Annotated in this window: 25 protein-coding genes and 1 tRNA gene; 14 read left to right on the top strand and 12 right to left on the bottom strand. The window is 65.0% G+C overall.

Annotated elements, in window-relative coordinates; all coding sequences use genetic code 11:
- Positions 1-6: 6 nt before the first annotated feature.
- The 3 genes from FBY33_RS20750 to FBY33_RS15115 form a co-directional block, all read right to left on the bottom strand.
- On the bottom strand, positions 7-333 hold the full coding sequence (locus FBY33_RS20750; protein WP_235010312.1) for a helix-turn-helix domain-containing protein: 327 nt from the start codon (positions 331-333) through the stop codon (positions 7-9).
- Positions 334-627: 294 nt separating this feature from the next.
- Complete coding sequence (mshC, locus tag FBY33_RS15120; RefSeq protein ID WP_142031258.1) at positions 628-1905, bottom strand: cysteine--1-D-myo-inosityl 2-amino-2-deoxy-alpha-D-glucopyranoside ligase; 1278 nt, start codon at positions 1903-1905, stop codon at positions 628-630.
- A 15-nt stretch (positions 1906-1920) separates the two neighbouring features.
- Positions 1921-2754 (bottom strand): undecaprenyl-diphosphate phosphatase, encoded by an 834-nt coding sequence (locus tag FBY33_RS15115; RefSeq protein ID WP_142031257.1) that lies wholly within the window; start codon positions 2752-2754, stop codon positions 1921-1923.
- Positions 2755-2805: 51 nt separating this feature from the next.
- Here FBY33_RS15115 and FBY33_RS15110 point away from each other — a divergent pair, with 51 nt between their 5' ends.
- A complete protein-coding gene (locus FBY33_RS15110; protein WP_142031256.1) occupies positions 2806-3741 on the top strand; it encodes an aldo/keto reductase in 936 nt (311 codons plus the stop codon).
- A gap of 25 nt (positions 3742-3766) precedes the next feature.
- Here the strand turns inward: FBY33_RS15110 and FBY33_RS15105 are convergent, their stop codons facing one another.
- Positions 3767-4033 carry a hypothetical protein gene (locus FBY33_RS15105; protein ID WP_018771129.1) on the bottom strand — a complete coding sequence of 89 codons (267 nt, stop codon included), beginning with the start codon at positions 4031-4033 and terminating at the stop codon, positions 3767-3769.
- A 40-nt stretch (positions 4034-4073) separates the two neighbouring features.
- Here FBY33_RS15105 and FBY33_RS15100 point away from each other — a divergent pair, with 40 nt between their 5' ends.
- Entirely contained in the window at positions 4074-4307 is a 234-nt protein-coding gene (locus FBY33_RS15100) for a DUF5703 family protein (RefSeq protein ID WP_018771130.1), read from the top strand.
- A gap of 23 nt (positions 4308-4330) precedes the next feature.
- Here the strand turns inward: FBY33_RS15100 and FBY33_RS15095 are convergent, their stop codons facing one another.
- Positions 4331-5491: an acyl-CoA dehydrogenase family protein gene (locus FBY33_RS15095; protein WP_142031255.1), complete on the bottom strand. Its 1161-nt coding sequence runs from the start codon at positions 5489-5491 to the stop codon at positions 4331-4333.
- Positions 5492-5502: 11 nt separating this feature from the next.
- A complete protein-coding gene (locus FBY33_RS15090; protein ID WP_142031254.1) occupies positions 5503-6807 on the bottom strand; it encodes a M20/M25/M40 family metallo-hydrolase in 1305 nt (434 codons plus the stop codon).
- Between the two features lie 169 nt (positions 6808-6976).
- Here FBY33_RS15090 and FBY33_RS15085 point away from each other — a divergent pair.
- Both FBY33_RS15085 and FBY33_RS20380 read left to right on the top strand, forming a co-directional pair.
- A tRNA-Leu gene (locus FBY33_RS15085) sits at positions 6977-7059 on the top strand.
- Between the two features lie 220 nt (positions 7060-7279).
- Entirely contained in the window at positions 7280-7456 is a 177-nt protein-coding gene (locus FBY33_RS20380) for a hypothetical protein (RefSeq protein ID WP_160141967.1), read from the top strand.
- Between the two features lie 281 nt (positions 7457-7737).
- On the opposite strand, the gene FBY33_RS15080 is transcribed toward FBY33_RS20380, so the two are convergent.
- Entirely contained in the window at positions 7738-8466 is a 729-nt protein-coding gene (locus FBY33_RS15080; protein WP_142031253.1) for a PspA/IM30 family protein, read from the bottom strand.
- A gap of 360 nt (positions 8467-8826) precedes the next feature.
- Between FBY33_RS15080 and FBY33_RS15075 the strand changes: the two genes are divergently transcribed.
- The 3 genes from FBY33_RS15075 to FBY33_RS15065 all read left to right on the top strand — a co-directional run bounded on the left by FBY33_RS15075 (position 8827) and on the right by FBY33_RS15065 (position 13651).
- On the top strand, positions 8827-11166 hold the full coding sequence (locus tag FBY33_RS15075; protein ID WP_142031252.1) for a hypothetical protein: 2340 nt from the start codon (positions 8827-8829) through the stop codon (positions 11164-11166).
- Positions 11167-11296: 130 nt separating this feature from the next.
- Positions 11297-12331 (top strand): AAA family ATPase, encoded by a 1035-nt coding sequence (locus tag FBY33_RS15070; RefSeq protein WP_142032918.1) that lies wholly within the window; start codon positions 11297-11299, stop codon positions 12329-12331.
- Between the two features lie 729 nt (positions 12332-13060).
- Positions 13061-13651, top strand: coding sequence for a cupin domain-containing protein (locus FBY33_RS15065; RefSeq protein WP_235010589.1), 591 nt, complete (start codon positions 13061-13063; stop codon positions 13649-13651).
- 105 nt (positions 13652-13756) lie between these two features.
- Here FBY33_RS15065 and FBY33_RS15060 read toward each other — a convergent pair whose 3' ends face one another.
- Positions 13757-15037, bottom strand: a complete 1281-nt coding sequence (locus FBY33_RS15060) for an alpha/beta fold hydrolase (protein ID WP_142032913.1) — start codon at positions 15035-15037, stop codon at positions 13757-13759.
- A gap of 488 nt (positions 15038-15525) precedes the next feature.
- A complete protein-coding gene (locus tag FBY33_RS15055) occupies positions 15526-15987 on the bottom strand; it encodes a GatB/YqeY domain-containing protein (RefSeq protein WP_142031251.1) in 462 nt (153 codons plus the stop codon).
- A gap of 384 nt (positions 15988-16371) precedes the next feature.
- Here FBY33_RS15055 and FBY33_RS15050 point away from each other — a divergent pair, with 384 nt between their 5' ends.
- Positions 16372-17868 (top strand): phospholipase D family protein, encoded by a 1497-nt coding sequence (locus tag FBY33_RS15050; RefSeq protein ID WP_235010588.1) that lies wholly within the window; start codon positions 16372-16374, stop codon positions 17866-17868.
- 128 nt (positions 17869-17996) lie between these two features.
- Complete coding sequence (locus FBY33_RS15045) at positions 17997-19022, top strand: NADPH:quinone reductase (protein WP_142031249.1); 1026 nt, start codon at positions 17997-17999, stop codon at positions 19020-19022.
- 132 nt (positions 19023-19154) lie between these two features.
- Here FBY33_RS15045 and FBY33_RS15040 read toward each other — a convergent pair whose 3' ends face one another.
- The 3 genes from FBY33_RS15040 to FBY33_RS15030 all read right to left on the bottom strand — a co-directional run bounded on the left by FBY33_RS15040 (position 19155) and on the right by FBY33_RS15030 (position 21570).
- The gene (locus FBY33_RS15040) at positions 19155-19385 is read right to left on the bottom strand and encodes a hypothetical protein (RefSeq protein ID WP_142031248.1); all 231 of its coding nucleotides are present in this window, start codon (positions 19383-19385) and stop codon (positions 19155-19157) included.
- Positions 19386-19459: 74 nt separating this feature from the next.
- Positions 19460-20431 (bottom strand): glycosyltransferase family 9 protein, encoded by a 972-nt coding sequence (locus FBY33_RS15035; protein WP_142031247.1) that lies wholly within the window; start codon positions 20429-20431, stop codon positions 19460-19462.
- The gene (locus FBY33_RS15030; protein WP_142031246.1) at positions 20428-21570 is read right to left on the bottom strand and encodes a glycosyltransferase family 9 protein; all 1143 of its coding nucleotides are present in this window, start codon (positions 21568-21570) and stop codon (positions 20428-20430) included. The genes FBY33_RS15035 and FBY33_RS15030 overlap by 4 nt, the downstream gene beginning before the upstream one ends.
- Before the next feature lie 204 nt (positions 21571-21774).
- Here FBY33_RS15030 and FBY33_RS15025 point away from each other — a divergent pair, with 204 nt between their 5' ends.
- The 5 genes from FBY33_RS15025 (at position 21775) to FBY33_RS15005 (ending at position 26373) form a co-directional block, all read left to right on the top strand.
- Positions 21775-22077, top strand: a complete 303-nt coding sequence (locus tag FBY33_RS15025) for a DUF4193 domain-containing protein (RefSeq protein WP_018761323.1) — start codon at positions 21775-21777, stop codon at positions 22075-22077.
- 172 nt (positions 22078-22249) lie between these two features.
- On the top strand, positions 22250-22999 hold the full coding sequence (locus tag FBY33_RS15020; RefSeq protein WP_142031245.1) for a M50 family metallopeptidase: 750 nt from the start codon (positions 22250-22252) through the stop codon (positions 22997-22999).
- Positions 23000-23019: 20 nt separating this feature from the next.
- Positions 23020-24072 (top strand): glutathione S-transferase family protein, encoded by a 1053-nt coding sequence (locus FBY33_RS15015; protein WP_142031244.1) that lies wholly within the window; start codon positions 23020-23022, stop codon positions 24070-24072.
- 45 nt (positions 24073-24117) lie between these two features.
- Positions 24118-25227, top strand: coding sequence for a serine hydrolase domain-containing protein (locus FBY33_RS15010; protein ID WP_142031243.1), 1110 nt, complete (start codon positions 24118-24120; stop codon positions 25225-25227).
- Positions 25228-25320: 93 nt separating this feature from the next.
- A complete protein-coding gene (locus FBY33_RS15005; RefSeq protein ID WP_142031242.1) occupies positions 25321-26373 on the top strand; it encodes an FUSC family protein in 1053 nt (350 codons plus the stop codon).
- Positions 26374-26392: the final 19 nt, after the last annotated feature.

Genomic DNA, 26392 nt, shown 5'->3' with positions numbered 1-26392 from the left:
GAACCTTTAGCGCTGTTCCCCGTCCCTCAAGGCGTTTACTTTTCCCAGGAAGGCAACCTCTGCACGCAGGCGTTCGTTCTCACGCCGCAGCCGCTGCAGCTCCGGTTCCTGCTGCGCAGGGGTATCTGGGGTCTTCCTTGGGCGGCCTTTAGGTTTCGGGCGGAGGCCTTCCTCGCCCTCAGCCCGGAACTGCATCGCCCAAACGGCTATCAGATGCGGCGAGGACAGTTCGAGCTCTTTGGCCAGTGCGACCCTGGTCTCGCCGGAAATATATCGCTGCACGGCGTTGAGCTTGAGCTCGAATGAATACACGCGGTTGCCTGGTTTGGTCACAAGAGCAGTATCTCCACGAACGCGCCATCTGTCGTGCAACCGGAGGATCGGCTTCCGACCCACCCCGAGCCTGGTTGCTACAGCTCTGGAGCCCCACCCGATCTCAAACAGCGCCACCGCGGCCTCGCGCTGTTCCTCAGACAACGAACTTCTTCCATGCATAAAACTGCTCCCCGAAAGTCAGAACTGATTTCTCAGTCCAACTTTCGGGGAGCAGTTCATCCTGGCCCGGCCCCCTTCTGTTTACTGCTGAGCTGTTTGGTGCGGCGCTGTCCGTTGCCGCGAGCCAAAGCCTTAGAGCCGGATGCCCAGGAGGGCGTCCACCGCGTCCTTAATCAGGGCGCGGTCGGCGGGGCTGGCGGCAGCACCGCCGTCGTTCGCGGACCGTGCCCAGCGCGAGACAGCGGCAACCGCTGCCGGCGCGTTGAGGTCCGCTGCCAGTGCCTCACGCATTTCGGCCAGCAGGGCCTGGCCCGAACCCTCCGGAGCGTGGTCGAGTGCCTTCCGCCAGACTGCCAGGTCTGCCTTGGCGGCGCTGAAGCCTTCGTCCGTCCAGGACCAGTCGGACCGGTAGTGGTGGGCAAGGATTGCCAGGCGGATGGCTGCCGGGTCTTCACCGGCGGCGCGAAGCTTGGAGACCAGCACCAGGTTGCCCTTGGACTTGCTCATCTTCTCTCCGTCGAGCCCCACCATGCCTGCATGGGCGTAGTGCCGGGCAAGCGGCACCCCGGCCAGGGAGTAGGCATGGCCGGCGCCCATCTCGTGGTGCGGGAAGATCAGGTCCGAGCCGCCACCCTGCACCGTGAAGGGCGACGGCAGGTACTTTTGCGCGATGACGGTGCATTCGATATGCCAGCCGGGCCTGCCTGCGCCCAGGCTCCCACCGGCCCAGCTCGGCTCGCCCTGCCGTTCCACCCGCCACAGCAGCGGATCAAGGGCCTGCCGCTTCCCGGCACGGCCGGGATCCCCGCCGCGTTCGGCGAAAAGCTCCAGCATGGCGCTTTCACCCAGGTGGGAAATACATCCCAAGGCCCAGGCGTCCGGTGCCGTTGACTGCTTGCCGGCCGCTTCGACGTCGTAATAGACATCTCCGTCGGGTTCCCCGTTGGTGCCGGCAACCTGGTACGCCAGGCCCAGGCTGACCAGCCTTTCCACCTCGGGCACAATCAGGCCGATGGACTCGACCGCGCCCACATAGTGGTCCGGCGCCAGCACATTCAATGCCTCCATGTCTGTCTGGAAGAGCTCCACCTGTTCGGCGGCAAGGTCCCGCCAGTCCACGCCGGTTGCCGCGGCCCGTTCCAGCAGGGGGTCATCCACATCCGTCACGTTCTGGACGTAGGAGACCTCGCTGCCGGCGTCCCGCCAGACGCGGTTCAGCAGGTCAAAGGCCACATAACTGGCAGCGTGGCCCATATGTGTTGCGTCGTAGGGCGTGATGCCGCAGACGTACATGGATGGCCTGGTTTCCGGTTCCAGCGCCACTTCGCGGCCTGCCGCGGTATCGAACAGCCGCAGGGCGGGCATGTTTCCGGGCAGGGCAGGAACGGGGCGGGAAGTCCAGGATTTCACAAGCCAAGCCTAGTCCTAGGCGCTGATGACGCCGAAACCGAGGAGGAGGTAGAGGGCCAGTCCCAGGAAGATCCGGTACCAGACAAAAAGCCGGTAGCTGCGGGTGGACACGAACTTCAGGAACCAGCCGATGATGACGTAGCCCACCACCAGCGCGATCACGGTGGCGAGGGCCGTTTCCGGCAGGCCGAACGGGCCGGAGATGCCCTCCTTGGTCACCACCTTGTACAGCTGGTAGAGCCCGCTGCCAAAGACCGCAGGGATGGCGAGCAGGAATGAGTACCGCGCCGCGGCTTCCCGGGTGTAGCCCATCAGCAGGCCGGCGGTGATGGTGCCCCCGGAGCGGGAGACGCCGGGAATCAGGGCCAGGGCCTGCGCCAGCCCGTAGAGGATGCCGTGTCTGTAGGTCAGGTGGGTAAGGTCCCGTTTCTGGGCGCCCACGGCGTCGGCCACGGCGAGGAAGAGTCCGAAGACGATCAGCATGGTGGCTACGATCCACATGCTGCGGAGCACGGATTCGATCTGGTCCTGGAAGAGCAGGCCCAGCACGATGATGGGCAGGCTGCCCAGGATCACCAGCCAGCCCATGCGGGCATCAGGATCGTGCCGCGGCACCCTGCCCCTGAGGGATCCTGCCCAGGCTTTGACGATGCGGACGATGTCGCGCCAGAAAAAGATCAGGACGGCGGTCTCGGTGCCGAGCTGGGTGATGGCCGTAAAGGCCGCGCCCGGGTCCTCGGCATTGGGGAGGAATTCCCCCACGATCCGCAGGTGTGCGCTCGATGAAATAGGTAGAAATTCGGTCAGTCCCTGCACTAGGCCCAGCAGGGCCGCTTCAAACCAGTTCACGCTAAGACCCTACGGCATGGCAGTAGGGCATCAGCCCGTAAGCTTGCTGCTATGCAGCAGCGTTACGTGGGGAACAGTGGATTGCGAGTCTCAGCCCTCTCCCTGGGCACCCGGTCCTGGGGCGGGGAAACTGATGAACAGGACGCGTCGGAGCTGCTGCGTACTTTCCTTGACGCCGGCGGCCGGCACGTGGATACCTCGGCGTCCTACGCGGGCGGGGGCTCGGAGGTGATCCTTGGCTCGCTCCTGGGTGATGTGGTGTCCCGCACGGAGATTTCCATCTCCACCAAAGCGGGGATGACGACGCCGGACGGGCGCCGTGCGGTGGACACGTCACGCAATGCCATGCTCACCGGACTTGACGCGAGCCTGGCCAGGTTGGGCACGGACTATGTGGACCTCTGGTTTGCGGAGGCGTGGGACGGCAACGTTCCCCTCGATGAAACGCTGGCTGCGCTGGAATTTGCCGTACGGACCGGCCGGGCGCGGTACGTCGGAATCTCGAACTTCAAGGGCTGGCAGGCGGCGAAGGCCGCGGCCACCAGCAGCGTGCCGCTGGTGGCTGTCCAGGCCGAATATTCCTTCCTTGAGCGAACAGCGGAGGCGGAACTGATCCCGGCCGCCGAGGATGCCGGGATGGGCCTGATGGCCTGGGCTCCGCTGGGCCGGGGTGTCCTCACCGGGAAGTACCGGGGCGGCATACCCGGCGGATCGCGCGGGGCGTCGGCCAGCGAAGCGGCCTATGTGGAGCCTTACCTCGAGGAGAAGCCGTCGCGCATCGTGGATGCCGTGTGCATGGCTGCCAACGGCCTGGGCCGCAGTCCGCAGGATGTCTCGCTGTCATGGCTGCTGTCACAGCAGGGAGTTGCCACCGCCATTGTCGGCGCCCGCACGCCCGTGCAGTTGAAGGAGATCCTCGACGTCCAGCCCGCACCGCTGCCACCGCAGATTGCACGGGCCCTGGAGGATGTTTCCGCCGCCTTCTAGGGCCGGCCGCATTCGACCGGCGCTGCTATTCCTCGACGATTTCCAGGTCCTCGTCCTCGTCCACGTCGGCTTCTTCGTCCTCTTCGTCCTCGTCGTCAAAAACCTGCAACGGAGTGACCTCGTTGTAGGCCTCGTAGAGCGCGTCCTCGTAAACTTCGAAGGCATCGGCAACGGCGAAGAAGGCTGCCTCCACAGAGGGGTCACCGTCCCCGCGGCGGTTCGATGCTGCTATAAGGTGTTCTTCCAAAGCGGTGGTCAGGGACGAAAGCGCGACACGCGGATCGATGCTCATGACTTCACGTTAGCCGGAAAAGGACGAAAATGGAGAGCAAATGAAGGAACAATTTCTCACCAGCTCGGTCCAGCGGGAGCGGGATTATCTGCGGCAGTACGAGTACCTCGTACTGACCGTCAGCCCTGATGATTCCCTGCCGGAGGCACGCCGGCGCCTGGTGGAACACTCCGAATACGGCAAGTGGGAATTGGAACGCAGCAAGCTCTACGTGGGCGGCGGCAGGCGCTTTTGGCTCCGGCGCCGGGTGATGCAGGTCCAGCGGACCGTCTAGGGAATGACAGTCCAGCGGACCGTCTAGTCTTCCAGCGGGCCCAGCCAGGCGTTGGCTACGGTGTTGTGGGCGGACTCGTCGTCGGAGGGGTGGAACATTCCCGCAAGCACGTCCCGGTAGAGCCGCTCCAGCTCGGAGCCCCTGAAGTAGCTCGATCCCCCGCTGACGCGGATGGCGAGGTCCACCACGCGTCGTGCCGTCTCGGTGGCGTTCACTTTCAGCCCCACCAGTTTGGGGAACCACTGGGCCCCGTGGTCGGCCAGGGCGTCGACGTCGGCCGTGACTGACCGGAGCTGCGGGTACAGGTTGTCCATGACCATGGCAGCGTCCGCCACCTTCCAGCGGATGTCGGGGTCCTGCGCGTAGCTGCGTCCGCCGTTCTTGAACGAGGTGCGGCGCTTGACGGTCTCCACGCCCACGGCCAGTGCGCGTTCACCCAACCCGGTGTAGACGGCGGCCAGGAGGCTTTCGAAGCATGCGAAGATCGCGAAAATCAGCGGGTCGGCGTTGGGGCCGACAGGCAGCTTCCGGAAGATCCGGTCCGGCGCCACGGTCACACCGTCAAGGACCGTTGTGGCGGACTGGCTTGCCCGCATGCCCAGGGTGTCCCAGTCGTCCAGGATCCGGTAGCCGGGGGTTACACGGCTGATGAACCCGTGGACGAGTTCCCCGTCCCCGTCACGCGCCGAAGCGTCTTTCCCGAAAATTCCCAGCCGGGTCCAGGCCGGCGAGAGGCTGGTGAAGATCTTGGTCCCCGTGAACGAGTAGCTTCCATCTGCACCCGGTGTGGCCACCGTCCGTGAATCAAAGAGGACGGAATCGTTGCCCGCCTCCGAGTTGCCGAACGCGAAGACCTCGCCCTGCGCGGCTTCCTTGAGGACGAAGGCCAGGGAATGGTCGCCGCGGGCTCCGAGGACGTGCGCGACGCCGGTCCACACCAGGTGCATGTTGACGGCCAGCGCGGTGGCCGGGGCGGCCGTTGCCAGTCTGCGCTGGCACTGCGCTGCCGCTTCGAGCCCGAGGCCCGCGCCGCCGTCGGACGCTGGCACGAAAAGCTTCAGGTACCCTGCCGCCGCAAGCTCCCGCAGGTCCTCGTGGAAAAAGGCGTTGTCCTGGTCGTACCCTGCGGCGCGGCCCCGGATGCGCTCCAGGAGCTCATCCGGCAGCAGGTCCTCTGGAGCCACGGCAGGTCCCCTTAGTAGTTGGTGAGCAGGGTGTTCAGCACCCGGGCGCCGAACTTGAGGGAGTCTGCCGGCACACGCTCGTCCACGCCGTGGAACATGCCCGTGAAGTCCAGCTCGTCCGGGAGCATCAGGGGCGCGAAGCCGTAGCCGGTGATGCCCAGCCGGCTGAGTGACTTGTTGTCCGTGCCGCCCGAAAGCGTGTAGGGCAACACTTTCGCGCCGGGGTCCTCTTTGTGCAGGGCGTCGATCATCGAGTCCACCAGGTTGCCTGCGAACGGGACCTCAAGGGAGACGTCGTTGTGGACGTAGCTGACATCCACTCCGTTGCCGGCGAGTTCGCGCACGATTTCGAGTACCTGCTGTTCCTGGCCGGGCAGGGTGCGGCAATCAACCAGGGCTTCGGCAGACTCGGGGATGACGTTGTGCTTGTATCCGCCCTTGAGGAGCGTCGGGTTCGTGGTGTTCTGCAAGGTGGCCCCGACGAACCGGGCCACGGTGCCAAGCTGGTTGAGCAGGAGGTCCGGATTGTCGGCGTCGAACTCGACGCCCGTGAGTTCTGTCACGCCGTCAAGGAACTGCCGGGTGGTGGGCGTGAGCTCGATGGGCCACTTGTACTCGCCGATGCGCGTTACGGCGCCCGCCAGGCGCGTCACGGCGTTGTCCGTGTTGATCTGCGAGCCGTGGCCTGCCCGTCCGTGTGCAACGAGCCGGAGCCACGAGATGCCCTTCTCCGCCGTCTGCAGCAGGTACGTCCGCTGCCCGCCGATAGTTGCCGAGAAGCCGCCCACCTCCGAAATGGCCTCGGTGGCGCCCTCGAAAAGTTCCGGGCGGTTGTCCACGGCATAGCGCGCGCCGTAGACGCCGCCGGCTTCCTCGTCAGCGAAGAACGCAAAGATGATGTCCCGCTTGGGCTTCCTGCCTTCCCTGGCGAAGTTCCGCAGGACTGAAAGGATCATGGCGTCCATGTCCTTCATGTCGACGGCGCCGCGCCCCCAGATGAGGCCATCCTTCAGTTCCGCGCCAAACGGGTCCACAGACCACTGGTCCCGCAGTGCCGGGACGACGTCCAGGTGGCCGTGGACCACCAGGGCGCTGGCGGAGGGGTCCTCCCCTGCCATCCTGGTCACAACGTTGGCCCTGCCGGGGGCGGATTCGAAGATCTCCGCCTCCAGTCCCACTTCCTCGATGAGTCCTGCGGCATATTCTGCTGCGGCGCGCTCCCCCGGTCCTGACCCGTCACCGTAGTTGGAGGTGTCGATCCGGATGAGTTCTTGGCAGATCCGGACAACTTCATCCTCGGGCAGGACGTCAGGCATTGGAGGCTCCTTGGTAGGGAATGACTGGTTGGCACGAGCTGAATCGCTGCCCTCAGCCTACCTACTTGCCTCGATTCGTTGTTCCCGGAAAGTCATGTTAGAGTTTTTCTCGCTGCTTCGGAGAGGCGCGAAACGCTGAAAGGCGGGACGGCTTCCCGAAATACCACCTGCGCGGGTGGCGGAATGGCAGACGCGCTAGCTTGAGGTGCTAGTCCTCGAAAGGGGGTGGGGGTTCAAGTCCCCCTCCGCGCACAAACGGAAGCCCCGGAAAATCATTGATTTTCCGGGGCTTCTTTGTTTCTCCCACCACGCCGGCTCCTTAAGGTGTTCCTGGGTCCGCCCAGCGAACGGGGTGCACTCTTTTCGCGCCCTGTGTATCCCAGCTACGGGTGCCCGAATTTGCGGAAATTCCGGCCGCGATGCTGCGGAGTTGCGTCCGGGATTCCCGCCCTTTAAGTCCTAGGCTTTCGGCATGCACCCCTTAGCGGCAATCGGCCTGGTGTTCTTGGCCGCAATTGCCTGGATGGGCACCATCCTGACCTTACTGATTGCCTTGGTCAAAGCCCGGAGCGGGCCGCCGGCCGGCCTCAGGAGCCCTGTCGAGAGCGCGGAGACCCGCAACTCCAATGACAGGGTCGCCCAGACCTAGCTGGGTGCCGGATGCCTGCGGAATTTCGTGGAGCGGCCATCGCCGCTGGGATCGGGTAGGCGCCTTCACCAACCTACCTAGCTGAACAGGATCCGGAGTCAGGTTCCAGATGCTGGCCGGGATGGTGGAAGAATCCATCACCTGACCCGCCACGGCGACTGGATGAAATCCAGTCAGGTCAGGGTGAAGGAACTCTTCGGGTCGTCGGCGCCCAGGAGGTCGTGGTGGAAGGCAATGGCGTCCACTGGCCGGGTGTCTACAACCTTTCGGTCAGAGCCCCCTTAGTAGTCGATGGCTTTCCGGTCCATGGACTTGAGGGCGGCGAGCCGTGCTTCCACTTCGGTCTGCTCGCCGAGGTCTTCCAGGGACGCGAACTGCGCGTCCAGGGATGAGGCGGCGAGTTCCTGCTGGCCGCGGACCGTGGCCTCCTGCCGGCGGATGTTCTCCTCGTACCGGCCGATGGCCGAGGTCGGGTCGCCGGCGTCAAGGGCCTTGAGCGCATCATGGACCCGGGACTGGGCGGCGGCGACCCGTGAACGGTTGACCAGTTCGTTCCGCTTGGCGGTCAGCTCCCCGAGCTTGCCGCGCATCTGGTCCAGGCCCTGCTTGAGCTTGTCGACGACCTGGTTCTGCGCGGCCAGGTTCGGTTCCTGGGCCTTGGCGGTAGATTCAGCGGTCATCTGCCGGCCGATGGCGACCTTGGCCAGGGCATCGAACTTGTCGGCGTCCACGCTGTTCCCGGCTGCCCGGAACTCGTCGGCCTTCTTCGAGGCGGCGATCGCCTTACTGCCCCAGGTCTTGGCGTCGTTCACGGCGCGGGCCTGGTCTTCCTCGGCCATCCGGAGGTTGCCGATGGTCTGCGCGATCGCGGACTCGGCTTCGCGGATGTTCTCCGAGTAGTCCCGGACCATCTGGTCCAGCATCTTCTGCGGGTCTTCCGCAGAGTCCAGGAGGGCGTTCAGGTTGGCCTTGGCCAGCTGGGCGACACGGGCGAAAATACTCTGCTTCACGGCGGTCTTTCTATCGGTGATGATTTCAAATTTTATGTGGACGGCATCGACGGATGCCAGCACCTCGGAGCCGCCCCTGGTTCCGCCGGGCAGCGGAAAGGCCCAGCAGGGTGAGTGCCGGAGCCTTCGGAATGGAAGAGAGATCCGTCCTGGATGCTCATGGGCTTTATGTGTGCGGCAGCCGCAGCCCACTTATCTCCCGCCACGTACACGATGGCGTGAGAAGTGCAGCAGGACGGGTAGCCTAGGGGCAGCCGCGCCAGAAACCGTATTTCCCCATGTCAGCCCGGGTTTATAGTCCTTCTGCGCTTCACCGCTTATCAGGAAGGCGCCCTGCTGCGTCGACGGGAAGAAGGAACTGTGCACCAAACCAAACCACTATCACTCGCGCTGGTGGTGATCGCCATCGCGGGCAATGCCATTCTTGGAGCCGGCAGCGCTCAGGCGGCATCTCAGGTAAACAACCCCTGCCAGCGGCTGTCCGCGGGTCAGGTCAAATACAACAGCTTCGGCGCCACCCGCGTCACCTTCGCCACCGCCACAAACCGTGATTCCAACGTTGTCACCATCACCGGCTGCGTCCGCTCCGGCAACAGCTACGTGCAGGAATGGCAGGACTGGGGCTACGCCGGCCTCAAGGGCTTCGCTCCGCCCGGGCTGACCTGGGAGGACACCTTCAAGTCCCCGACCGGCTCGTACAGTGTCACGGAGGCTCTTGGCCGAGCCAACCCCGGGACAGCTCTGGTGTACCACACGGTCAACGCGAACTCCCGGTGGGGCGGGGAATATGGCCCCACCTACAACCAATACTTCGAGGGCAGCGGCGGGTCCTCTGACGAGAACCTTTACACCTACATGAACCAGGGCTACTACGAGCAGGCAGCGGTAATTAATTACAACCGCGAGCCCGACATGAACACTGTGCAGGGTGCCTCCTATGCGATCTTCCTGCACGCCGGCCGGACCACGTCCGCCGGCTGCCTCTCCACCACATTGGACGTGGTCAACAGATTCCTCCGCAGCAACCGGCCCGGAGACCGGATCATCATGGGTGCTGTCGATGACATCTTCACGCCGTACTCCTCCAATCCTTTCGGGGTCATCGCAGAGAAGTACCAGCAGGGCGGTGGACCCGCAGGCCAGCTCGGGAGCCCCTCCTCCAACGAGACCGGGGGTCTGAAGGACGGCGGAGCCTTCCAGAACTACCAGGGCGGGGCCATTGTCTGGTCTCCAGGATCCGGCGCACACTTCTCCTGGGGAGCGACCCGGGACAAGTGGGCATCGCTCGGATTCGAAAGCGGACCGCTGGGCTACCCGGTCACCGACGAGGTCGGCGGTCTCAGGGGCGGTGGCGTCTACCAGGTCTACCAGGGAGGTGTCATTATGCACTCCCCCGCCAGTGGTGCCCGCATCTCTGCCTTTGGCCCGATCCGGGACAAGTGGGCCGAAACCGGGTTCGAGAACGGCGCACTCGGGTATCCCGTCAGCGACGTGATTACTGGCCTGAAGGATGGCGGCTCGTACCAGGCGTACCAGAATGGCGCCATCTTCTCCTCACCTGCCAGCGGGACTCACGCCATAACCGCCGGCATCAACGGCAAGTGGCGGGCGCAGGGCGCTGAGAACGGCCCCCTGGGCTACCCGACCACCGATGAGGTCCGCGGCATCAGGGACGGCGGCTCATGGCAGGGTTTTCAGGGTGGCGCGGTCCTGTTCTCGCCGGCATCGGGTGCCGCAATCAGCGCCGGTCCAATCCGGGATAAGTGGGCCTCCACCGGTTTCGAGTGGGGCGCACTTGGCTATCCGGTCAGTGACGTCGTCACCGGTCTCAAGGACGGCGGCGCGTTCCAGAACTACCAGGGTGGCGCTATCATCCTGACACCTGGCGTCGGTCCGGTCCTCTCCGTTGGCTCCATCCGTAACGTCTGGGCCAGCTATGGCTTTGAGCACGGCTCCCTCGGCTACCCGATCACGGACGAGTACGGCATCTCCGGCGGCGTCGCCCAGAACTACCAGGGCGGCGTCATCCACCACCTGCCGAATGTCGGGACCTACGCCGTTACCGGGGACATCTTCACCAAGCACGAAGAGATGGGTCCCACCCTCGGCGCAGCCGTCAGCCCGCAAGTGGCCATCAAGAATGGCGGCCTGTACCAGAACTTCCAGCGCGGCTCCATCCTCTGGTCCCCTGCCACCGGAGCCCATGTCTCCGTCGGCAGCACCCGCGGTGCATGGGCACAGGCAGGTTTCGAGAACGGCTACCTCGGCTATCCCATCAGCGATGAGATTCCGGTCGACGGCGGCGTCAAGCAGAACTATCAGGGCGGGACGATCTTCTGGTCCCCGCGCCTCGGCGCGTACTCGATGCCCTCGGACTTCAGTTCCAAGTTCGACGCAGCCGGTGGTCTGGCCGCCCTGGGGTTCCCCGGCACCAACAGGGTGATCGGACTGAAGGACGGCGGCTCGTACGTCAACTTCGAGAAGGGGGCACTGATCTCCAGTCCGGCCACAGGTGTTGGGCTCTCGACCGGCAAGACCCGCGACGCCTGGGCCGGGACCGGCTTTGAGTGGGGCAGGCTCGGCTACCCGACGACCGACAACTACGTCACGGCCGACGGCAGTACCGCTCAGGACTTCCAGGGCGGACGGATCACCGTTCCCACTGGTGCTCCGGCCAGGATCGAGTACGGCAGCTTCTAACCCGCTGGAGCGGCCGGTAAAGAATTGACTGCAGTACCTCGGCAACCGCACGAATACTTCGACCAAAAGCGAGTTAATACTGGTGAGGCCAACTTCACCCCGCTCGGGAACCGAGTACTACAGTGGATGCATGGCTCCCAGCCGCCACCCGCTCGACGACCTGCGCGAAACCATCGGCCACCTGGCCGATCAGCTCAAGCTGCCCGGTTCAGAGCGCGTGGACGACCTGGTCGGCGATCTCATCGGTGCGAGGCCCGGGCCGGCACGGCCGCTGTCCGAGGTGCAGGCCGAGCTCGACGCGTTGGTGGGACTGGAAACCGTGAAGGAACAGGTGCGGGCCCTCGTCGCGCTGCTCCAGGTCCAGGCCCGCCGAAAGGCGCATGGCCTGCCGGAGGTGGCCACCTCACAGCATCTGGTATTCCTCGGAAACCCGGGCACAGGCAAGACCACCGTGGCGCGGCTCCTGGCCGAGATGTACCGCGCGGTGGGACTGTTGCAGAAAGGCCACCTGGTTGAGGTCGACCGTTCGGGCCTGGTGGGGCAGTACGTCGGCGCGACCGCCCTCAAGACGGACCGGGTGATCCGGCGAGCGCTGGACGGTGTCCTGTTCATCGACGAGGCGTACGCGCTGGCACCGGAGGACGGCCGGATGGACTTCGGCCCCGAGGCGATCGAGGTCCTGCTCAAGCGGATGGAGGACCACCGCCACCGCCTGGTGGTGATCGTGGCCGGGTACCCCCGGCTGATGGAATCCTTCCTGCTCTCGAACCCCGGCCTGCGCTCCCGGTTTGCCCGTGAGATCACTTTTCCCGACTATTCCGTCGACGCCCTCCAGATGATCTTCCACCAGATGCTGGCCCAGCACGAGTACAGGCTGGAGCCGGGGGCGGACCAGGTGCTGCGCCGCATCTTCACAGGGCTCCACGCGGGCGAGGACTCCGGCAACGCCCGTTTCGCCCGCACCCTGTTCGAGCAGGCGCTCAACCGCCAGGCGCTGCGACTGTCGCTCGACGAGGAACAAAGCCTCGATGCGCTCGATCGTGAGGCCGTCATGACGCTCACCGGGGACGACATCGTCGAAGCCGCGCTAGCTCTAGGCGAGGAACCTGAACCGGAACCGACGCCGGAACCGGAGCAGCCACGCTGGTGGCGCTGGTTCGTCTGACCACAGTTCGCCGGGCTCCTGTTCGTGGCGGCGGGAATACGGCATAGCTGCCGCTGCATGCTATTGCCACGCCGTCCCCACGAGCGGAAACTTGACTCATTGGGCTATGAAGTCAGCCGAACCATCGCGGAAAGCCACGCGCCATGTCCACCCCTGCTGACCATCATCCAGCGCCAGACCTTCCGTTCACGGGCATCCTGTCGAAACAGGCTCCTTGGATTTTCCGTTCATCACCCCAGATGACAGCTGCCGTCGCGCTATGTATGGGCAACGAGGGTGACCGCTCGGGAAGCCTTTGCAGGAACGGTCTCGGCTCAGCGCAGGCAGTCGAGTCATGAGCACGGGTCAGGCGGTAGCTTTGATATTCGTTGCCGCTTTCGTATGGATCGGCTTGACCATTCTCGTTCTCCTGGCGATGCGGCGCCGCAGGAAAGGCTCCTCGAGAGTGGCTTCAGCGCCGCCGCCCCCTGACCCCATCAGCTATCGGCCCCACAGGCCCTGGCGGCGCCCCCGCCCCGTAACAACCAGTCCCACGCCTGCCCCCAGGCAGCACAGGATGAGGATCAGGAGAGTCCGCGGCTGACCACCCTCCCCCGACGGGGCACAAGGAAGCCCACCAACCAGCCCGGCAGCCATCGATTCCACGGGTGTCACCATTGAAGACGCCGATGGAACGCGTTGACCCGAAGTCTCTGGTTCCGAAGGCTGCCACAGGCGTATATTCCGTTCATGGCGAAGGATCCTGTCCAGACGAACCCGGAGAATTACCGCGTCGCGTTTGAAAACGAACGCGTGCGCGTGCTTGAGTACTCGACTCTCCTGGGCACTCGACGACCGAGCACAGCCACCCCGGCCCTCTCCGGGCGGGGCGGCGGAACAGCTGGGACCGAGCATCTCCTAATTGATGAACTTGGAGGCGAAGTGGCAAAACCCGAATTTGAGTTCACTCCAACGTCATCGGTGGAGTTCACGCCCTGCACACCACACATTGAAGGGCTTTCGGAAGCGGTCCTGGCGCGTGATGACAGGAACGGCTGTGTCACCCGCATCCTGAAGTTTGAGCCGGGAACCGATACGTCACCAAACGGTGTCCTGGTCCATGACTTTTGGGAAGAGGTATTCATCTTCGAAGGTTCATTCGTCGACCAGCGCCTGAACCGCACTTTCAACACGGGAGACTGGGCTACCCGCCCGCCGGGCATGAAGCATGGCCCCTGGGTCTCGGCAACCGGCGCCAAAATGTTCGAAGTCCGCTATTACCAAAACACTGACAGCCATCCGGACGAAGTCGGGCCCCTCCAGGACCGGGCATCGGAGTAACAGGCTGCGCAGAGGTGCATTTACCAACTGCTGTGAGGCCCTGGCCGACGGCCACTGAAATAAGTACAGCGGCTGGACGTAGCCTGCCGCTGGTGAGCCCGGGCGTCACTTTGCCAAGGGCGCCGCAGTCCTTACCGAACCGACGACGTCCAGGATTGCCTGGGTGGTGATTGCTGCGGCGTCAGGTTCGGCGACGAGCGATTCATGGGACGCAAAATCGATGGTTTTGTGAAGGCTGTTGGTGGACAGCGTGGCCAAGCCGTTCTGCGACGCCTCGTGCTTGGCGTCATTGCCGACGCCCGCTGTAAGGACGACAAGGGGCTTGCCCGCAAAATCCTGCAGCGATGCGGCTTCTTCCATCGAGGTGTTCGCTTGTACGTACTCGTCAAGAGTGCTGCGCATGTTGCCTGGGTCAGCGATATTGGCGCGGATTTCGTCCCGTTGCTGTGGTGGGAGGCTGTTGACATCCTCGAAAGGTGCATACAGGCGCAGCAAACCGACCCGGCCCACTATTGAGATGAAGGCCGTGACCCGGCCAAGGAGGTTGTACCCCCCGCGGACGGCAACCGGCCGGGACACAGCCGCCGGTGCCCGGTTCGTTGAATCGATAAGCACCATGCCGGCGACCTCATCCGGGTAGTTGGCGGCAAAGGTCTGCACATAGAGACCGCCAAAGGAATGACCAGCCAGCACGTAGGGCCCCGGTACGTTGCCGCTGTGCAGCAGGGAATGAAGGTCCGCAGATATCTGCGTGGCGTCCTGGACCGTGTCGGCGGGCCCGCTCCAGCCCCTGCCGGCCCGATCGTAGACGCAGACCCGTGTCCGGGCGGACACCGCCGCCGAAATCAGTATGTGGTTGGATGACATCTCACCGGCTCCGGGCTGGAGCACCACGGTGGGGCTTCCCGTGCCTGTGCAGTTGAGGTGCAGGCTGTAGCCACCCACGTCGAGCAGCTGGCCCGGCATTGGGAAGGCCTGCGCATCAGCCGCCGCGCCCAGCGTCTGGGAGGCGCCACCTACCGAGGCAAGGGCCAGCACCGCGATGACCGGGTAAAGCACCCATTGCCTGCTCCGGCTATGCAGTTGCTGGCGTGAACGGAAAAACATCCAGATCGCCAAGGCCAGCAGGGCGGGCGGCCACACCCAGCTGAGCACGACATCCACCGGGGCGCCGAACCACGCCAACAGCAAACCGGACGCCCCCATGAAAATCGCAGGTGCTGCAGCCCATCGCTGCGGCTGGTCAGTGAACCGGGCTGACAGAAGGGCCAACAGGCCCCACCCCACCGCAAAGCCGCACAGCACCGCACCCGTGACCTCGCTCTCACGCGCCCGGATGAAAGGGGCAGCTGCCAGGAGCAGAGCAGCGAAGAGTCCTGCAGCCATTGTTCCGGCCACAACGCGGCCAATGGGCCACCTTGCGCCGGAACCCTGGCCGGATGGATGTTCTGGACCACTGGGCAGGGGGCGGGGGCCGGGCAGGGGCGTTCCGGGGGTAGTGGCCACAGTGGGCTCGATTCCTTGTAATGTGGCGCCGCGCGAGTACGGTCAATCCGCACAAATGGCACGTGCCGTCCCTTTGACTATAGGCCCGCACCACAGGCTTTGACCCTGCTTTCAGTCGCGATTCCCGATGCGTTCCCGGGACGTCGCATCCAAGAGGGCCACGAGGCCCAGTCTTGAGCGAAACTTGCGGCGAACGTGGGCTGTCGTTCAGGAACCGGCCTTACCGTTGGAAACAAGATCCTGCTGCTGGGGCAGGGCCTTACACATAGGGACAGGGCCGGCGGCCAAGGTATCTCTGAGACCGGATGCCGCCCCCCAATCGCCGCCGGCCCATATCCCATGTCCCGGTGTGAGGCCGGCATTCTGGATCACGCCAGGCGGGCCTTCACAATCTCGCTGATGGCCTTGCCGTCAAAGCGGCCGCCAATTTTGGGGGTGACAGATTTCATGACCGCGCCCATGGAGCGCATCGTCAGTTCCGTGCCGTCCGCTTTCAGGCCGGCGATGACCTCATCGACGATGTGTTCGGCTTCCTCCCGGGTCAGGGCTTTAGGGAGGTAGGCCTCAATGACCTCGGCTTCGGCGATCTCGGCCTGGGCCCGGTCGTGATGGCCGGCCGAAGAATAGGTGGCGGCGGTGTCACGGCGTTTGGCCGCTTCCTTCTGCAGGAGGGCGGTGATCTGTAGGTCATCGAGCTCCACCGGGGTCTTGCCGGATTTCTCCCGCGTCTCGATTTCGCCCAGGACGTTGCGCACGGTGGTCAGGCCAACCTTGTTGCCCGCCTTCATGTGGACGATGACATCGCCCTTCAGCTTTTCCTTCAGTGACATGGTCTGACTCATTCTTTCGTTGCGGATGGGAGCTATGGGGTCGCTACGGTCGGTGGCCCAATCCCACCGGACGCACATTGCGGGAGCCGGACCGCGGCCAAGGTGCCCTCGCTTGGGACGATCCTGCATAAGCCTATTCCCGACGCAGCGGTTGGGCGTTGCTGCCTTGAACCTTTTCGGTGCCGTCCACCAGAAGCGGCAGGTTCATGCCCGGCCGTAGGCTAGTTTGGAAATCGCAGCGGCCTGTTTCCCGGGCCCCGGAAGGAGCGCCAAGTGGACAGCACGGTTGGCAAGTGGTTTCTGAATCGGGCTGAGCGGGGAAATGCTGCATCGGATGTCCAGGCTGCCGGTACGGAATCCGGCTCCTGGTCAGAAGGCAATCTGGTGCGTCCCCTGGTACATGGCGCAGCCTACTTTTCCAGGCTTCATGAGGAACTGTCGGTACTGCAGGCGGGAGACCGGGTGTGGTTCACGGACTGGCGCGGCGATGCCGACGAGCAGCTGGAGGCGGGCGGCACGACCATTGGCGGGTTGCTCGCAGGGCTGGCGCGCTCTGGCGTGGAAGTACGGGGCCTCGTCTGGAGATCCCATGGTGAACGGGTGTCCGCCCCTATCAGCGGCCGCTCCAATGAACTTCTCAGCCGGAAGATCAACGACTCAGGCGGCGAGGCGCTGTTGGATCAGCGAGTGCGTCTCTTCGGCTCCCATCACCAGAAACTGGTGGTCATCCGCCGTCGTACCGACCCCTCCCGCGATGTGGCGTTTGTGGGTGGGCTGGACCTTTCGCACAGCCGTCGCGACGACGCCGGCCATGCGGGAGACGCCCAGGCGGTGAAGATGGATTCCCGTTACGGGCAGAGGCCCCCGTGGCACGATGCCGCCCTTGAACTGCGCGGCCCGGTGGTTGCAGATGTGTTGGCGGTGTTCGCCGAGCGGTGGAACGATCCGCACCCTTTGGACCGGCGGACCCCGTACCGGATGCTGCTGCAGCGCCTGGCCCGTATGCCCAGGCATCCCAAACCGCTCCCCGAGTCCGCTCCTCCCCCACCGCCGGCAGGTCCGCATGCCGTGCAACTGTTGCGGACCTACGGCGTGAAGCACCCGCCATTCCCCTTCGCACCACATGGAGAGCGGAGCATAGCGCGCGCTTACACGAAGGCGTTCGCCCAGGCCCGTTCGGTCATCTACGTCGAAGATCAATATCTGTGGTCCACAGAGGTGGCAGCGGGAATCGCAACTGCCCTGGAACGCAACCCCGGGCTGAACGTGATCATTGTTGTGCCCAGGTACCCGGACACCGACGGCCCACTGAGTGGACCGCCCAAGCGCCTTGGGCAACTGCGGGCCATCAGCATGCTCCGCCGGGCCGCACCCGACAGGGTAGGCATATTCGACCTCGAAAACAGCCAGGGGACTCCGATCTACGTCCACGCCAAAATCTGCATCATTGACGACACCTGGTTCACCTGTGGTTCAGACAATTTCAACCGGCGGTCCTGGACCACCGACAGCGAGCTCACCTGCGCCGTAATGGACACCTCCGCCGACGGCATGCCGCCGGAAGAATCCGGCAGCCCGCCACACCCGCCGCTCGCCAAGGAACTGAGGCTCGAGCTCTGGGCGGAACACCTGGGCCTTGAGAAAGACGATCCACGGCTCCACATAAACGGGGCAGCACTGCAGCTGTGGAAGAGCACGGCAGATGCCCTGGACCAGTGGCACCGTGGCGGCCGCCATGCGCCCCGCCCGGCAGGGCAGGTCCGCCGCCATGTCACCGAACCCGTCACGCCCCTCCAGCGCCTGTGGGCCGATCCCATTTACCGGTTCCTCGTGGACCCTGACGGCCGGCCCCGCCGCCTCCGCGGCACGCCCCGCTTCTAGGGAATACCCGCCCGACGCGTGCCCGCTTCCAGCCTGGGCATTTCCCCTGGCCCTTCCTGCCTCCCTGGGCGGCAGGGGTTCGGTAGGTTTGAGCGGTAAAGCAAATGCATCCGGACGTGGGAGAAGACGTGAAGGCAGTTGTGTACGAGGAAACCGGTCCCTCATCGGTGCTGCAGCTCCGGGACAAGCCTGTGACGGATCCAGGTCCGGGCGAGGTCCGGGTCCGGCTGGTGGTGTCGGGAGTGAACCCCACCGACTGGAAGTCACGGGCCGGAAGCGGCAGCAGCAGACTGGACGCCGCCAAGGTTCCCAACCAGGACGGAGCCGGTGTCATCGACCAGCTGGGTCCGGGAGTGACAGGATTCGGCGTGGGCGACCGCGTCTGGCTATGGGATGTGGCCTGGGGCAGCAATGAAGGAACCGCACAGGAATATGTCGTGGTGCCCGCCCACAAAGCGGTGCCGCTTCCCGACGCCGAATCCTTTGAGACCGGCGCCTCGCTCGGGATTCCCGCACTGACAGCGCACCGGGCGCTGACGTCGAGCGAGGATGGACCGGCCAGGCTTTCCCCCGGCGCCCTGGCAGGCCGGACCGTGCTGGTCACCGGCGGTGCAGGCGCCGTCGGCCACGCAGCCATCCAGCTGGCACGGTGGGCCGGTGCTGCCGTCATCACAACCGTCAGCGGAGACCGGAAAGCGGAACTCGCCCTCCGCGCCGGCGCCGCCACGGTTATCAACTATCGGCAGGCCGACGTCGTCCACGCCGTCCATGAGGCAGCCCCCGACGGAGTGGACATCATCGTGGACGTCAACGCACCGGCCAACATCGACGCCAACCTGCACGTACTCAAGCCTGGCGGGACCATCTCAATTTACGCCGCCAACCCCGGCGAATCGCTCACGGTCCCAATCCGCGAAAGCATGACCAGGAATGTCCGCTATCAATTCATCCTCACCTACACCGTCACGGACGAGCAGAAACAGAATGCTGTAGCCGGCGTTGCCGAGGCCCTCGCCGCAGGTGCGCTTGGGGTAGGCGAAGAACATGGCCTGCCCCTGACGCGGTTCGCCCTCACAGAGACGGCTGCAGCCCACGAAGCAGTGGAGCAGGGAACAGTCGGAAAGGTACTTATCGACGTGGCACCGGCACCCTGAAAAGGACAGCCCGGGCCACCTGACCGGCTGGGTGGCCTTCAGCGCAAGGCGTACGACGGCGGGCGCCTGGCTGGGCGTGCTTTCCCGCCCCGGGTGCTCCACGCCACTGCACCCGGGCGGGCCCCGCCGTCGTCAATGCAGGTGCAGGCTGCGGCGGCGCGGATGCCGGGTCCCTGCTTGGGGATGGGAACCCGCGGCAACCGGGCGGTACGCAATCCGCCGGTTCGCCATGCGGAGTTCGCGCCGTTCCTGCCGGCGCGCTTTCCTTTCGGGCCGGTCAATGGCGGACAGGATGGTCAGCGTTATGGTGACCCATAGGAACGCCGACCCCAACACCAAAGCAATTACCAGCTCAGTGCTCATGCATCCAATTTTAGGCCCTCGGGCCCAAAGCCAACCCCTGCAGACGCACTCAATTAGGGACAATCCCGCACGGTCTACAGCAGTCCCAACCCCCTCACGGCAGCCATGACGTCGGAAACCTGGACGGCAAGCAGGGCAGGATCCGGCCGGGCCGCGAACGTGTCCCCGAGACGCAGTTCCGCGCACGTCAGGACAACGTGGGGCCCCGGGGGCGGCCCCCAGATTTCCGGCGGTGCCGGCCCAAAAAGCACCACGGAAGGAGTCCCGTAGGCGGATGCCAGGTGTGCGGCGCCGGTGTCGGCAGAGACCACCAGGCGTGCGGCGGCGATCGTGGCCGCGAACTCTCCGAGGCCCAGCATACCGGCCAGCATGGTGGTGCCCGGGAGTCCTGCGAGCCGGCATACTTCCTCTGCGCGGTCCCTTTCCGAGGTCCCGCCGGTGAACACCACCTGATGCCCGGCTTCCGAGAGGGCCGCTGCCACCGCCGCAAAGCGTTCCGCTGGCCAGAGCCTGCTGCCGTAAGCGGCCCCGACGTGAAGGACTGTTGCGCCGGGGACGGGGCTGGGGACGTGGGGAGTGTTCAGCCCTACGTCCAGCGGGTCAGCTTCGATGCCATGCCACTCCAGGAGCCTCACCCAGCGTTCGCGCTCGTGCAGTTCAGGCCGCCACGGCGGGCCATCCCGGTGGGCGCTGCGGTGGCCAACGGTCTGCCTGGCCTTCAGTGCCTCAATCCGCCCCTGGCTCTCCGGGCCGCTGCCGTGCAGGTTCACGGCCACATCCACCAGTCCTGGTTCCATCGCCAATGGCTCGTCCAGGCCGTGCGTGGGGAACAGTTCGTATCCGCCCACCAGCCCCAGGGCTTCCGACAGCCACCCCTGCGCTGCGTAGCGCAGCCGGTGTTCGGGAAACGCCCGCCGGATGCCTTTCAGCGCAGGTACGGCCACCAACAGGTCTCCCAGCTTCAAGGCACGCAGGACCAGGAGCTCCGGTTTACCGTCAGCGGGAAGCCGATCGCTGGCTGGTCCCGCCGTCGTCGGGCCGCTCATACGTCCTGCTTTGCGAATTTCGTGGCGGCGAGGCTGCGGACATCCTCGTAGACCTCCTGCACGCCGATCCCAGCCACTACAGAGTCGTCATGGACGCACCGGGGTGCGGTCCAGCCCACCTGGGTCACGTCAATGCCGCAGGTGGGGCACGCCGTAACCCAGGAAGCGTGCACGCGGTGCAGGCTCCTGCCCAGCGCCCCCGCGTTAATGACGTTGCCGGCCCAGAAGATACCGACCGTGGGCACGCCCAGCGCCTGGGCCAGGTGCCGGGGACCACTGTCGTTGGCAACCGCCACGTCAGATTCCGCCAGCAGCGCCACGAGTCCTGCCATATCCAGTGCGCCGGCCATGGAATGGACAGCCGCCGACCCCGCCCGGGCCGCGATCCCCTCAGCGAGATCCTGCTCGCTGCTGTCCCCGATGATGACCACCTCCGAGCCATCGGCTGCGCAGGCTGCGGCAAGTTCAGCGAACTTGTCAGCGGGCCAGCGACGGCGGGGGTCAGTGGCGCCGGGATGGATTACCACCAGCGGGCGGTCGCCACCGCCGTCGCCGGCTTTATGGGTTGCCAGCCCGGCAGCGGGTGCCAGCCGGGCCTCGAGATCGACCGGGAAGGCACCGGCGAATCCGGCTACCTCCAATGCCCTGAGTGGTTCGTGCTGGTAGTAGAGGTAGGGAATGGTGCGCTCGAGGCTGGCCGCATCGGCGGTCCGGGTCCCTACGGTGTGGCGGGCGCCGAGCCGCAGCAGGAAGGGATTTGAATAGCGGCCGCCGCCGTGCAGCTGGACAGCGAGGTCGAAGCTGCGGCGGCGCATGTCAGCAAAAAAACGGTCCAGTTCAGCTGAATCTTCTTCCCCGGGCCGGACTCCTTCGGCGAAAGGCAGGACCACCACCTCATCCACTGGGCTCTTCAGGGCTCCCAGCAGCGCCTTGTGGATGGGGGTTCCCAGCAGTGTGATGGTGGATCGGGGATACGCCGCCTTCAACGCGGCCATCGCCGGGATGGCGAAAATCAGGTCGCCCAGTCCCCCACCACGGAGGACGACAATCCTGGACACGTCGATGAACTTCTCCAGCACAGGACCGACGCCCACACCGACTTGTCCTGCACCTCCGAACTCTGCGGTGAGTTGTTCCACACACTGCCCCTTCCGTCATGCAGGGGGACCGGCACACCGTCCCACCACTGCCCATGCAGCCGCACTGCGCTTACAAAACCTGCGGCTTCTCCTTTGAACCTTTACCCAATAGGCGGCAGATCTACCCTCCCTGTTGGGGAATACCCGCCCTATGCTGTACGTTTCATACCCGACAGCCAATCAAAGAAAAGAGAAGCACCCAAAGTGGCAACCGATTACGATGAACTGCGTTCCGACGTCAAGGAATCGCAGGACAACTCACTCGAGCAGCTCCAGTCAGCAAATGCTCCCGACGCCCGCAGTGTTGTGCAGGAGTTGGACGAGGCTGACGGACTGGACGGCGCCGGCGTCCCTGGCGGCGAATTTGTCGCTGAGGAGCTCGTAGTCCAGGTCATCCCGCAGGCTGAGGATGAGTTCACCTGCTATTCCTGCTTCCTGGTCCGCCACCGGTCGCAGATTGCCCGTCAAAAAGACGGCCACAGCTACTGCACCGAGTGCGAAGGCTAATCAACAGCCTTCCCCGGGGCGGTAATCCCAACGACCCGACCAAAGCCGAAAGGCACGCCGCACACGGCGTGCCTTTCGGCTTTAAGCCCATGCCTATAAGGCAGCACCCAGCTGGGGTGCATAGCGTTGGAGAAGACAATTACGACGCCGACCGGCAGCCAAGGAGGCAACGGTGGACAGCCCAGCCAGCTTATGGAACGCCTTCACAGCTGCGTTCACGCAGGCAGACGTACCCAACATCACCTGGGTGGAGATGCTGCTGTCCCTGGCTGCCGCCGTCGCGCTGTCCATACCCCGCCGCACCTGGCGCTACTTCGGGCTCCTGGCCACCACCGTCCATGAACTGGGCCACGCGTTCGCGGCCGTGACCTCCGGGCAGCGGCTGGCCGGAATCCGCCTCAGACTGGACCATTCCGGGACCACCACCTCCTACAGCAGGAGCAGGGTTGCAGCAGCCTGGTCCTGCTTCTGGGGATACCCGGTACCTGCAATGGCCGGCGCCGCTTTTGTATGGTGCGGGCTCCGCGGGTGGGGCCCCGCCGCCATGGCCGTCAGCGCCCTGGTCCTGACCGCATCGCTCATCTTCCTGCGCAACCTCGCCGGTTTCCTCATCACTGCCGCCGCCATCGCCGCCGCGGCCGCCCTGACAATCCTTGCGCCGGCCTCAGTCGTGGGCCACGTGGCCGTCATCTTCGGTCTTGCACTCCTGGTGGCTGCTGTCCGCGACCTGCTCAAACTCACGCAGGTCCACGTCCGGCGTCGTGGAAGTCTTGGGACCTCCGATGCCTACCTGCTGTACCGGGCCACGTCTGTTCCCTCCGGGGTGTGGATTGCCCTGTTCACCCTCCTGGTAGCGGGGTCCTGGCTGGTGGCCTGGCAGCCCGTCTCGGTAATCCTGTTGGAAGGCGCCTGGAACCGGTAGGAGGCGCATAGGCTTGGGGCATGAGCCAGGAAACACACAGTACCCGTGGAGCCTATGTGACCGGCAGTGCCGAGTTCACCCGGGACACCAATTACATTGAGGACCGGATCACCAGGGACGCCTCTCCGGGCAGCAACGGAGAACCGGGGTGGCCGGTGGAAGCGGGGCGGTACCGCCTCATCGCCGCCCGCGCCTGCCCATGGGCAAACCGGACGGTCATTGTCCGCAGGCTCCTGGGGCTGGAAGAAGCGATCTCCCTGGGCCAGCCCGGCCCCACGCATGACGCGCGGTCCTGGACGTTCGACCTCGATCCCGGCGGAGTTGATCCGGTCCTTGGCATAGAACGCCTGCAAGAGGCTTACTTCAAACGTTTCCCGGGCTATCCGCGGGGAATCACAGTGCCTGCCATCGTGGATGTCCATACTGGCCAAGTTGTAACCAATAACTTCCCGCAGATCACCCTGGACTTCTCCACCGAGTGGACCGAGTTCCACCGGCCGGGGGCGCCGCAGCTCTACCCGGAACACCTTCGGGGCGAGATCGACCAGGTGAACAAGCGCGTCTTCACAGAGGTCAACAACGGCGTCTACCGATGCGGTTTCGCCGGTTCCCAGGAAGCCTACGACGCAGCGTACGACCGGTTGTGGACCGCAATGGACTGGCTCGAGGACCGCTTGTCGCGGCAACGCTACCTGGTGGGCGACACCATCACGGAAGCAGATGTGCGCCTGTTCACCACCCTTGCCAGGTTCGACCCCGTGTACCACGGCCACTTCAAGTGCAACCGGCAGAAACTGAGTGAGATGCCCAACCTGTGGGGCTACGCACGGGACCTGTTCCAGACGCCGGGCTTCGGGGACACCATCGACTTTGTGCAGATCAAGCAGCACTACTACATCGTGCACGAGGACATCAATCCCACCGGCATTGTTCCTGCCGGCCCGGACCTGAGTGGATGGCTGGAGGACCATGGCAGGGAGTCCCTGGGTGGCCGGCCATTCGGCGACGGCACGCCGCCGGGTCCCGTCCGGCCAGGCGAGGAAGTTGCGCCGGGACACGGAGTGCTGCGCTAACCCAATCCCATAGTAGGAAACCGCTTTCCTCTTACACTGGAGGGCATGCAGACATCTCTTGGCTTCGTGGCCGACGGGTACGAAAACGTCCTGGCCCTGTTTGAGTCATTCCTTGCTGGCGACCCCCGCTACAGCGCACAGCTTGCCGCCTACCACCACGGGATACCGGTAGTCCGCCTGACAGGTGGCCCGGACATGGGTGCCGAAACCCTGACCGGAGCCTATTCCTGCTCCAAGGGCGTTGCGGCCATGGTCATCGCCCTGCTTGTCCAGGATGGTGTTCTTGACCTTGACAAGGCAGTGGCCCACTACTGGCCCGAATTCGGGGCCCAGGGGAAGGACAGGCTGCTGGTCAGGGAAGCGTTGTCGCACCAGGCTGGGCTCATGGGAGTCGAGGGCGGTTTCGGCCTTGAAGAGTTCACCACGCCTGCGGCCGCGGCACGCCTTGCCGCTGCCGCTCCCGCGTGGGAGCCCGGGCGGCAGTTCGGTTACCATGCCCTGACCATTGGAATCCTGATGGAGGAGCTGTGCCGCCGTGTCACGGGCGAGACGCTTCAGGATATGTACCACCGCAGGATCCGGAAGCCGCAGGAAGTGGAATTCTTCCTCGGCCTACCGGAGGATCTTGAGCCGCGATACCGGGACGTCCTCTACGAGGAAGACCCCGGCCAGGCCTGGATTGACCCGCTCAGCCTCGAAGGCCTCAACAGCAACGCGCCCGTCAGCACCATCATGGAGCTGCCGAACATCCCCGGCGTCCGGGCCGCCGGAATGTCCGCCGCCGGCGGGGTGGGCTCAGCGGAAGGCCTGGCGCGGCTCTACGCCGCCGCGACCACAGGTGTCGACGGCAGGCAGCCGTTCCTGGCAAGCCGGACGGTGGAGGCCATGACCCGGGAACAGGTGTGGGGCCTAGACCGCTCTTCCGGCCTGGACAACGCGTTTGCCGTCGTCTTCATGAAGCCCCACCCTTCGCGGAATTTTGGCAGCCACCGGGCTTTCGGCCATGAGGGTGCCAACGCTGCGCTCGGTTTTGCGGATCCATCCTACGGGCTGGGCTTCGGCTACATCCCGCGCCGGCAGGAGGAAGGCCGGACGCCGGGAAGGGCGCATCGCCTGGCCGCAGAAGTGCGGCGCTCCGCTGCCGGTTTGTCCTGAGGAGCCTCCGGCCCTACTGTGGTCCGGATGGGCAATACTCAAGCGCGACCGGATGCACGGTGGGCTCGGGGGACCCAACTTCTCAAACAATCGGTGGCGGGGCTTTCCGCTGCCTTTGCGGCGCAGCGGCTGCAGTTGGCTGCCAAGGCGGCGCTTGCCGCGGGCCTTGCGTTCGCCATCGCGCCCCTTATGCCGGGTGCGGCCTCGCATTACGCGTACTATGCGCCGCTGGGCGCCCTGGTGGCCATGTACCACAACGTCGCCGGCTCGGTGCGGCAGGGGGCGCAGGCACTCGCGGGGTTGGCGATGGGAATCGGCCTCGCCTTCATCCTGGTCAGCATTGCCGAGCCCTCCCCGTTGACGGTGGCACTCTTCATGGGGATCGGTGTGCTGCTGGGCGGCTTACCGGGTATCGGTTCGGGCAGCGATTGGATTCCGACGGCGGCCCTGCTGGTCCTGCTCGTAGGCGGCAGTAACGCGGACGATTTCTCGTTCGGATACCTGGTCCAGATGGGTGCCGGCGTGGCCGTGGGCATCGCTGTAAACTTCCTCATCTTTCCGCCACTTCACTTTGATGCAGCGGCTTCAAGCCTGAACGAACTGCGCGTTGCCCTTGGGCGGCAGCTGACCGACATGGGGGCGGCAATAACAGAGGAATGGCCGCCCAAACACGAGGACTGGTCGCGGCGGTCGGACGAGCTGGCCTCGGCCGCAAGCTCGGTGCGGCACCTGGTCAAGGAAGCCGACGCCAGCCGCCGCGCGAACCCAAGGCGGAAGCTGCACCCCAGGGACGTTGACAAGGACTACCGCGACCTGCGCGAACTTGAACGGGTGACCTTCCACATCCAGGACATGACGGACGTGCTCTCCGACGTCATCTGGGAAAGCGACCTACCGTACGAAATCCCGCTGCAGGACAGTGAACCGCTTTCAGCTGCCATCACGGCAACCGGAGAGCTCCTGGCCTCCTATAGCGAGGCTGACGAACAGACCCAGAAACAGCGGTTCGATGCCGCGGAAAAAGCAGTGGAAGCCTGCATGGCAGCCGCAGCGGGCAGGGAATCGACCGAGGGGACCGTTCCGGCCTCCGAGTCGGTCCTCCTCAGCCTCCACCGCATCCTGCGGGCTGTCCGCCCGCAGGACTAGGCCCTGGGCCGGGGCGCGG

This window comes from Arthrobacter sp. SLBN-112, from assembly GCF_006715225.1.
In the GTDB taxonomy this organism is placed as follows: domain Bacteria; phylum Actinomycetota; class Actinomycetes; order Actinomycetales; family Micrococcaceae; genus Arthrobacter.
Note: the sequence above shows the minus strand (reverse complement) of the source record. Positions and strands in the feature narration are given on the sequence as shown.

What these genes read in the sequence shown, in the direction of transcription:
- FBY33_RS15040 (WP_142031248.1), bottom strand. Translation starts at nt 19,385, where the DNA reads ATGAGCACTGAGCTGGTAATTGCTTTGGTGTTGGGGTCGGCGTTCCTA.
- FBY33_RS15065 (WP_235010589.1), top strand. Translation starts at nt 13,061, where the DNA reads ATGGCGAAGGATCCTGTCCAGACGAACCCGGAGAATTACCGCGTCGCG.
- FBY33_RS15105 (WP_018771129.1), bottom strand. Translation starts at nt 4,033, where the DNA reads ATGAGCATCGATCCGCGTGTCGCGCTTTCGTCCCTGACCACCGCTTTG.
- FBY33_RS15110 (WP_142031256.1), top strand. Translation starts at nt 2,806, where the DNA reads ATGCAGCAGCGTTACGTGGGGAACAGTGGATTGCGAGTCTCAGCCCTC.
- FBY33_RS20380 (WP_160141967.1), top strand. Translation starts at nt 7,280, where the DNA reads ATGCACCCCTTAGCGGCAATCGGCCTGGTGTTCTTGGCCGCAATTGCC.
- FBY33_RS15100 (WP_018771130.1), top strand. Translation starts at nt 4,074, where the DNA reads ATGAAGGAACAATTTCTCACCAGCTCGGTCCAGCGGGAGCGGGATTAT.
- FBY33_RS15060 (WP_142032913.1), bottom strand. Translation starts at nt 15,037, where the DNA reads ATGGCTGCAGGACTCTTCGCTGCTCTGCTCCTGGCAGCTGCCCCTTTC.
- FBY33_RS15035 (WP_142031247.1), bottom strand. Translation starts at nt 20,431, where the DNA reads ATGAGCGGCCCGACGACGGCGGGACCAGCCAGCGATCGGCTTCCCGCT.
- FBY33_RS15010 (WP_142031243.1), top strand. Translation starts at nt 24,118, where the DNA reads ATGCAGACATCTCTTGGCTTCGTGGCCGACGGGTACGAAAACGTCCTG.
- FBY33_RS15090 (WP_142031254.1), bottom strand. Translation starts at nt 6,807, where the DNA reads ATGCCTGACGTCCTGCCCGAGGATGAAGTTGTCCGGATCTGCCAAGAA.
- FBY33_RS15055 (WP_142031251.1), bottom strand. Translation starts at nt 15,987, where the DNA reads ATGTCACTGAAGGAAAAGCTGAAGGGCGATGTCATCGTCCACATGAAG.
- FBY33_RS15015 (WP_142031244.1), top strand. Translation starts at nt 23,020, where the DNA reads ATGAGCCAGGAAACACACAGTACCCGTGGAGCCTATGTGACCGGCAGT.
- FBY33_RS15070 (WP_142032918.1), top strand. Translation starts at nt 11,297, where the DNA reads ATGGCTCCCAGCCGCCACCCGCTCGACGACCTGCGCGAAACCATCGGC.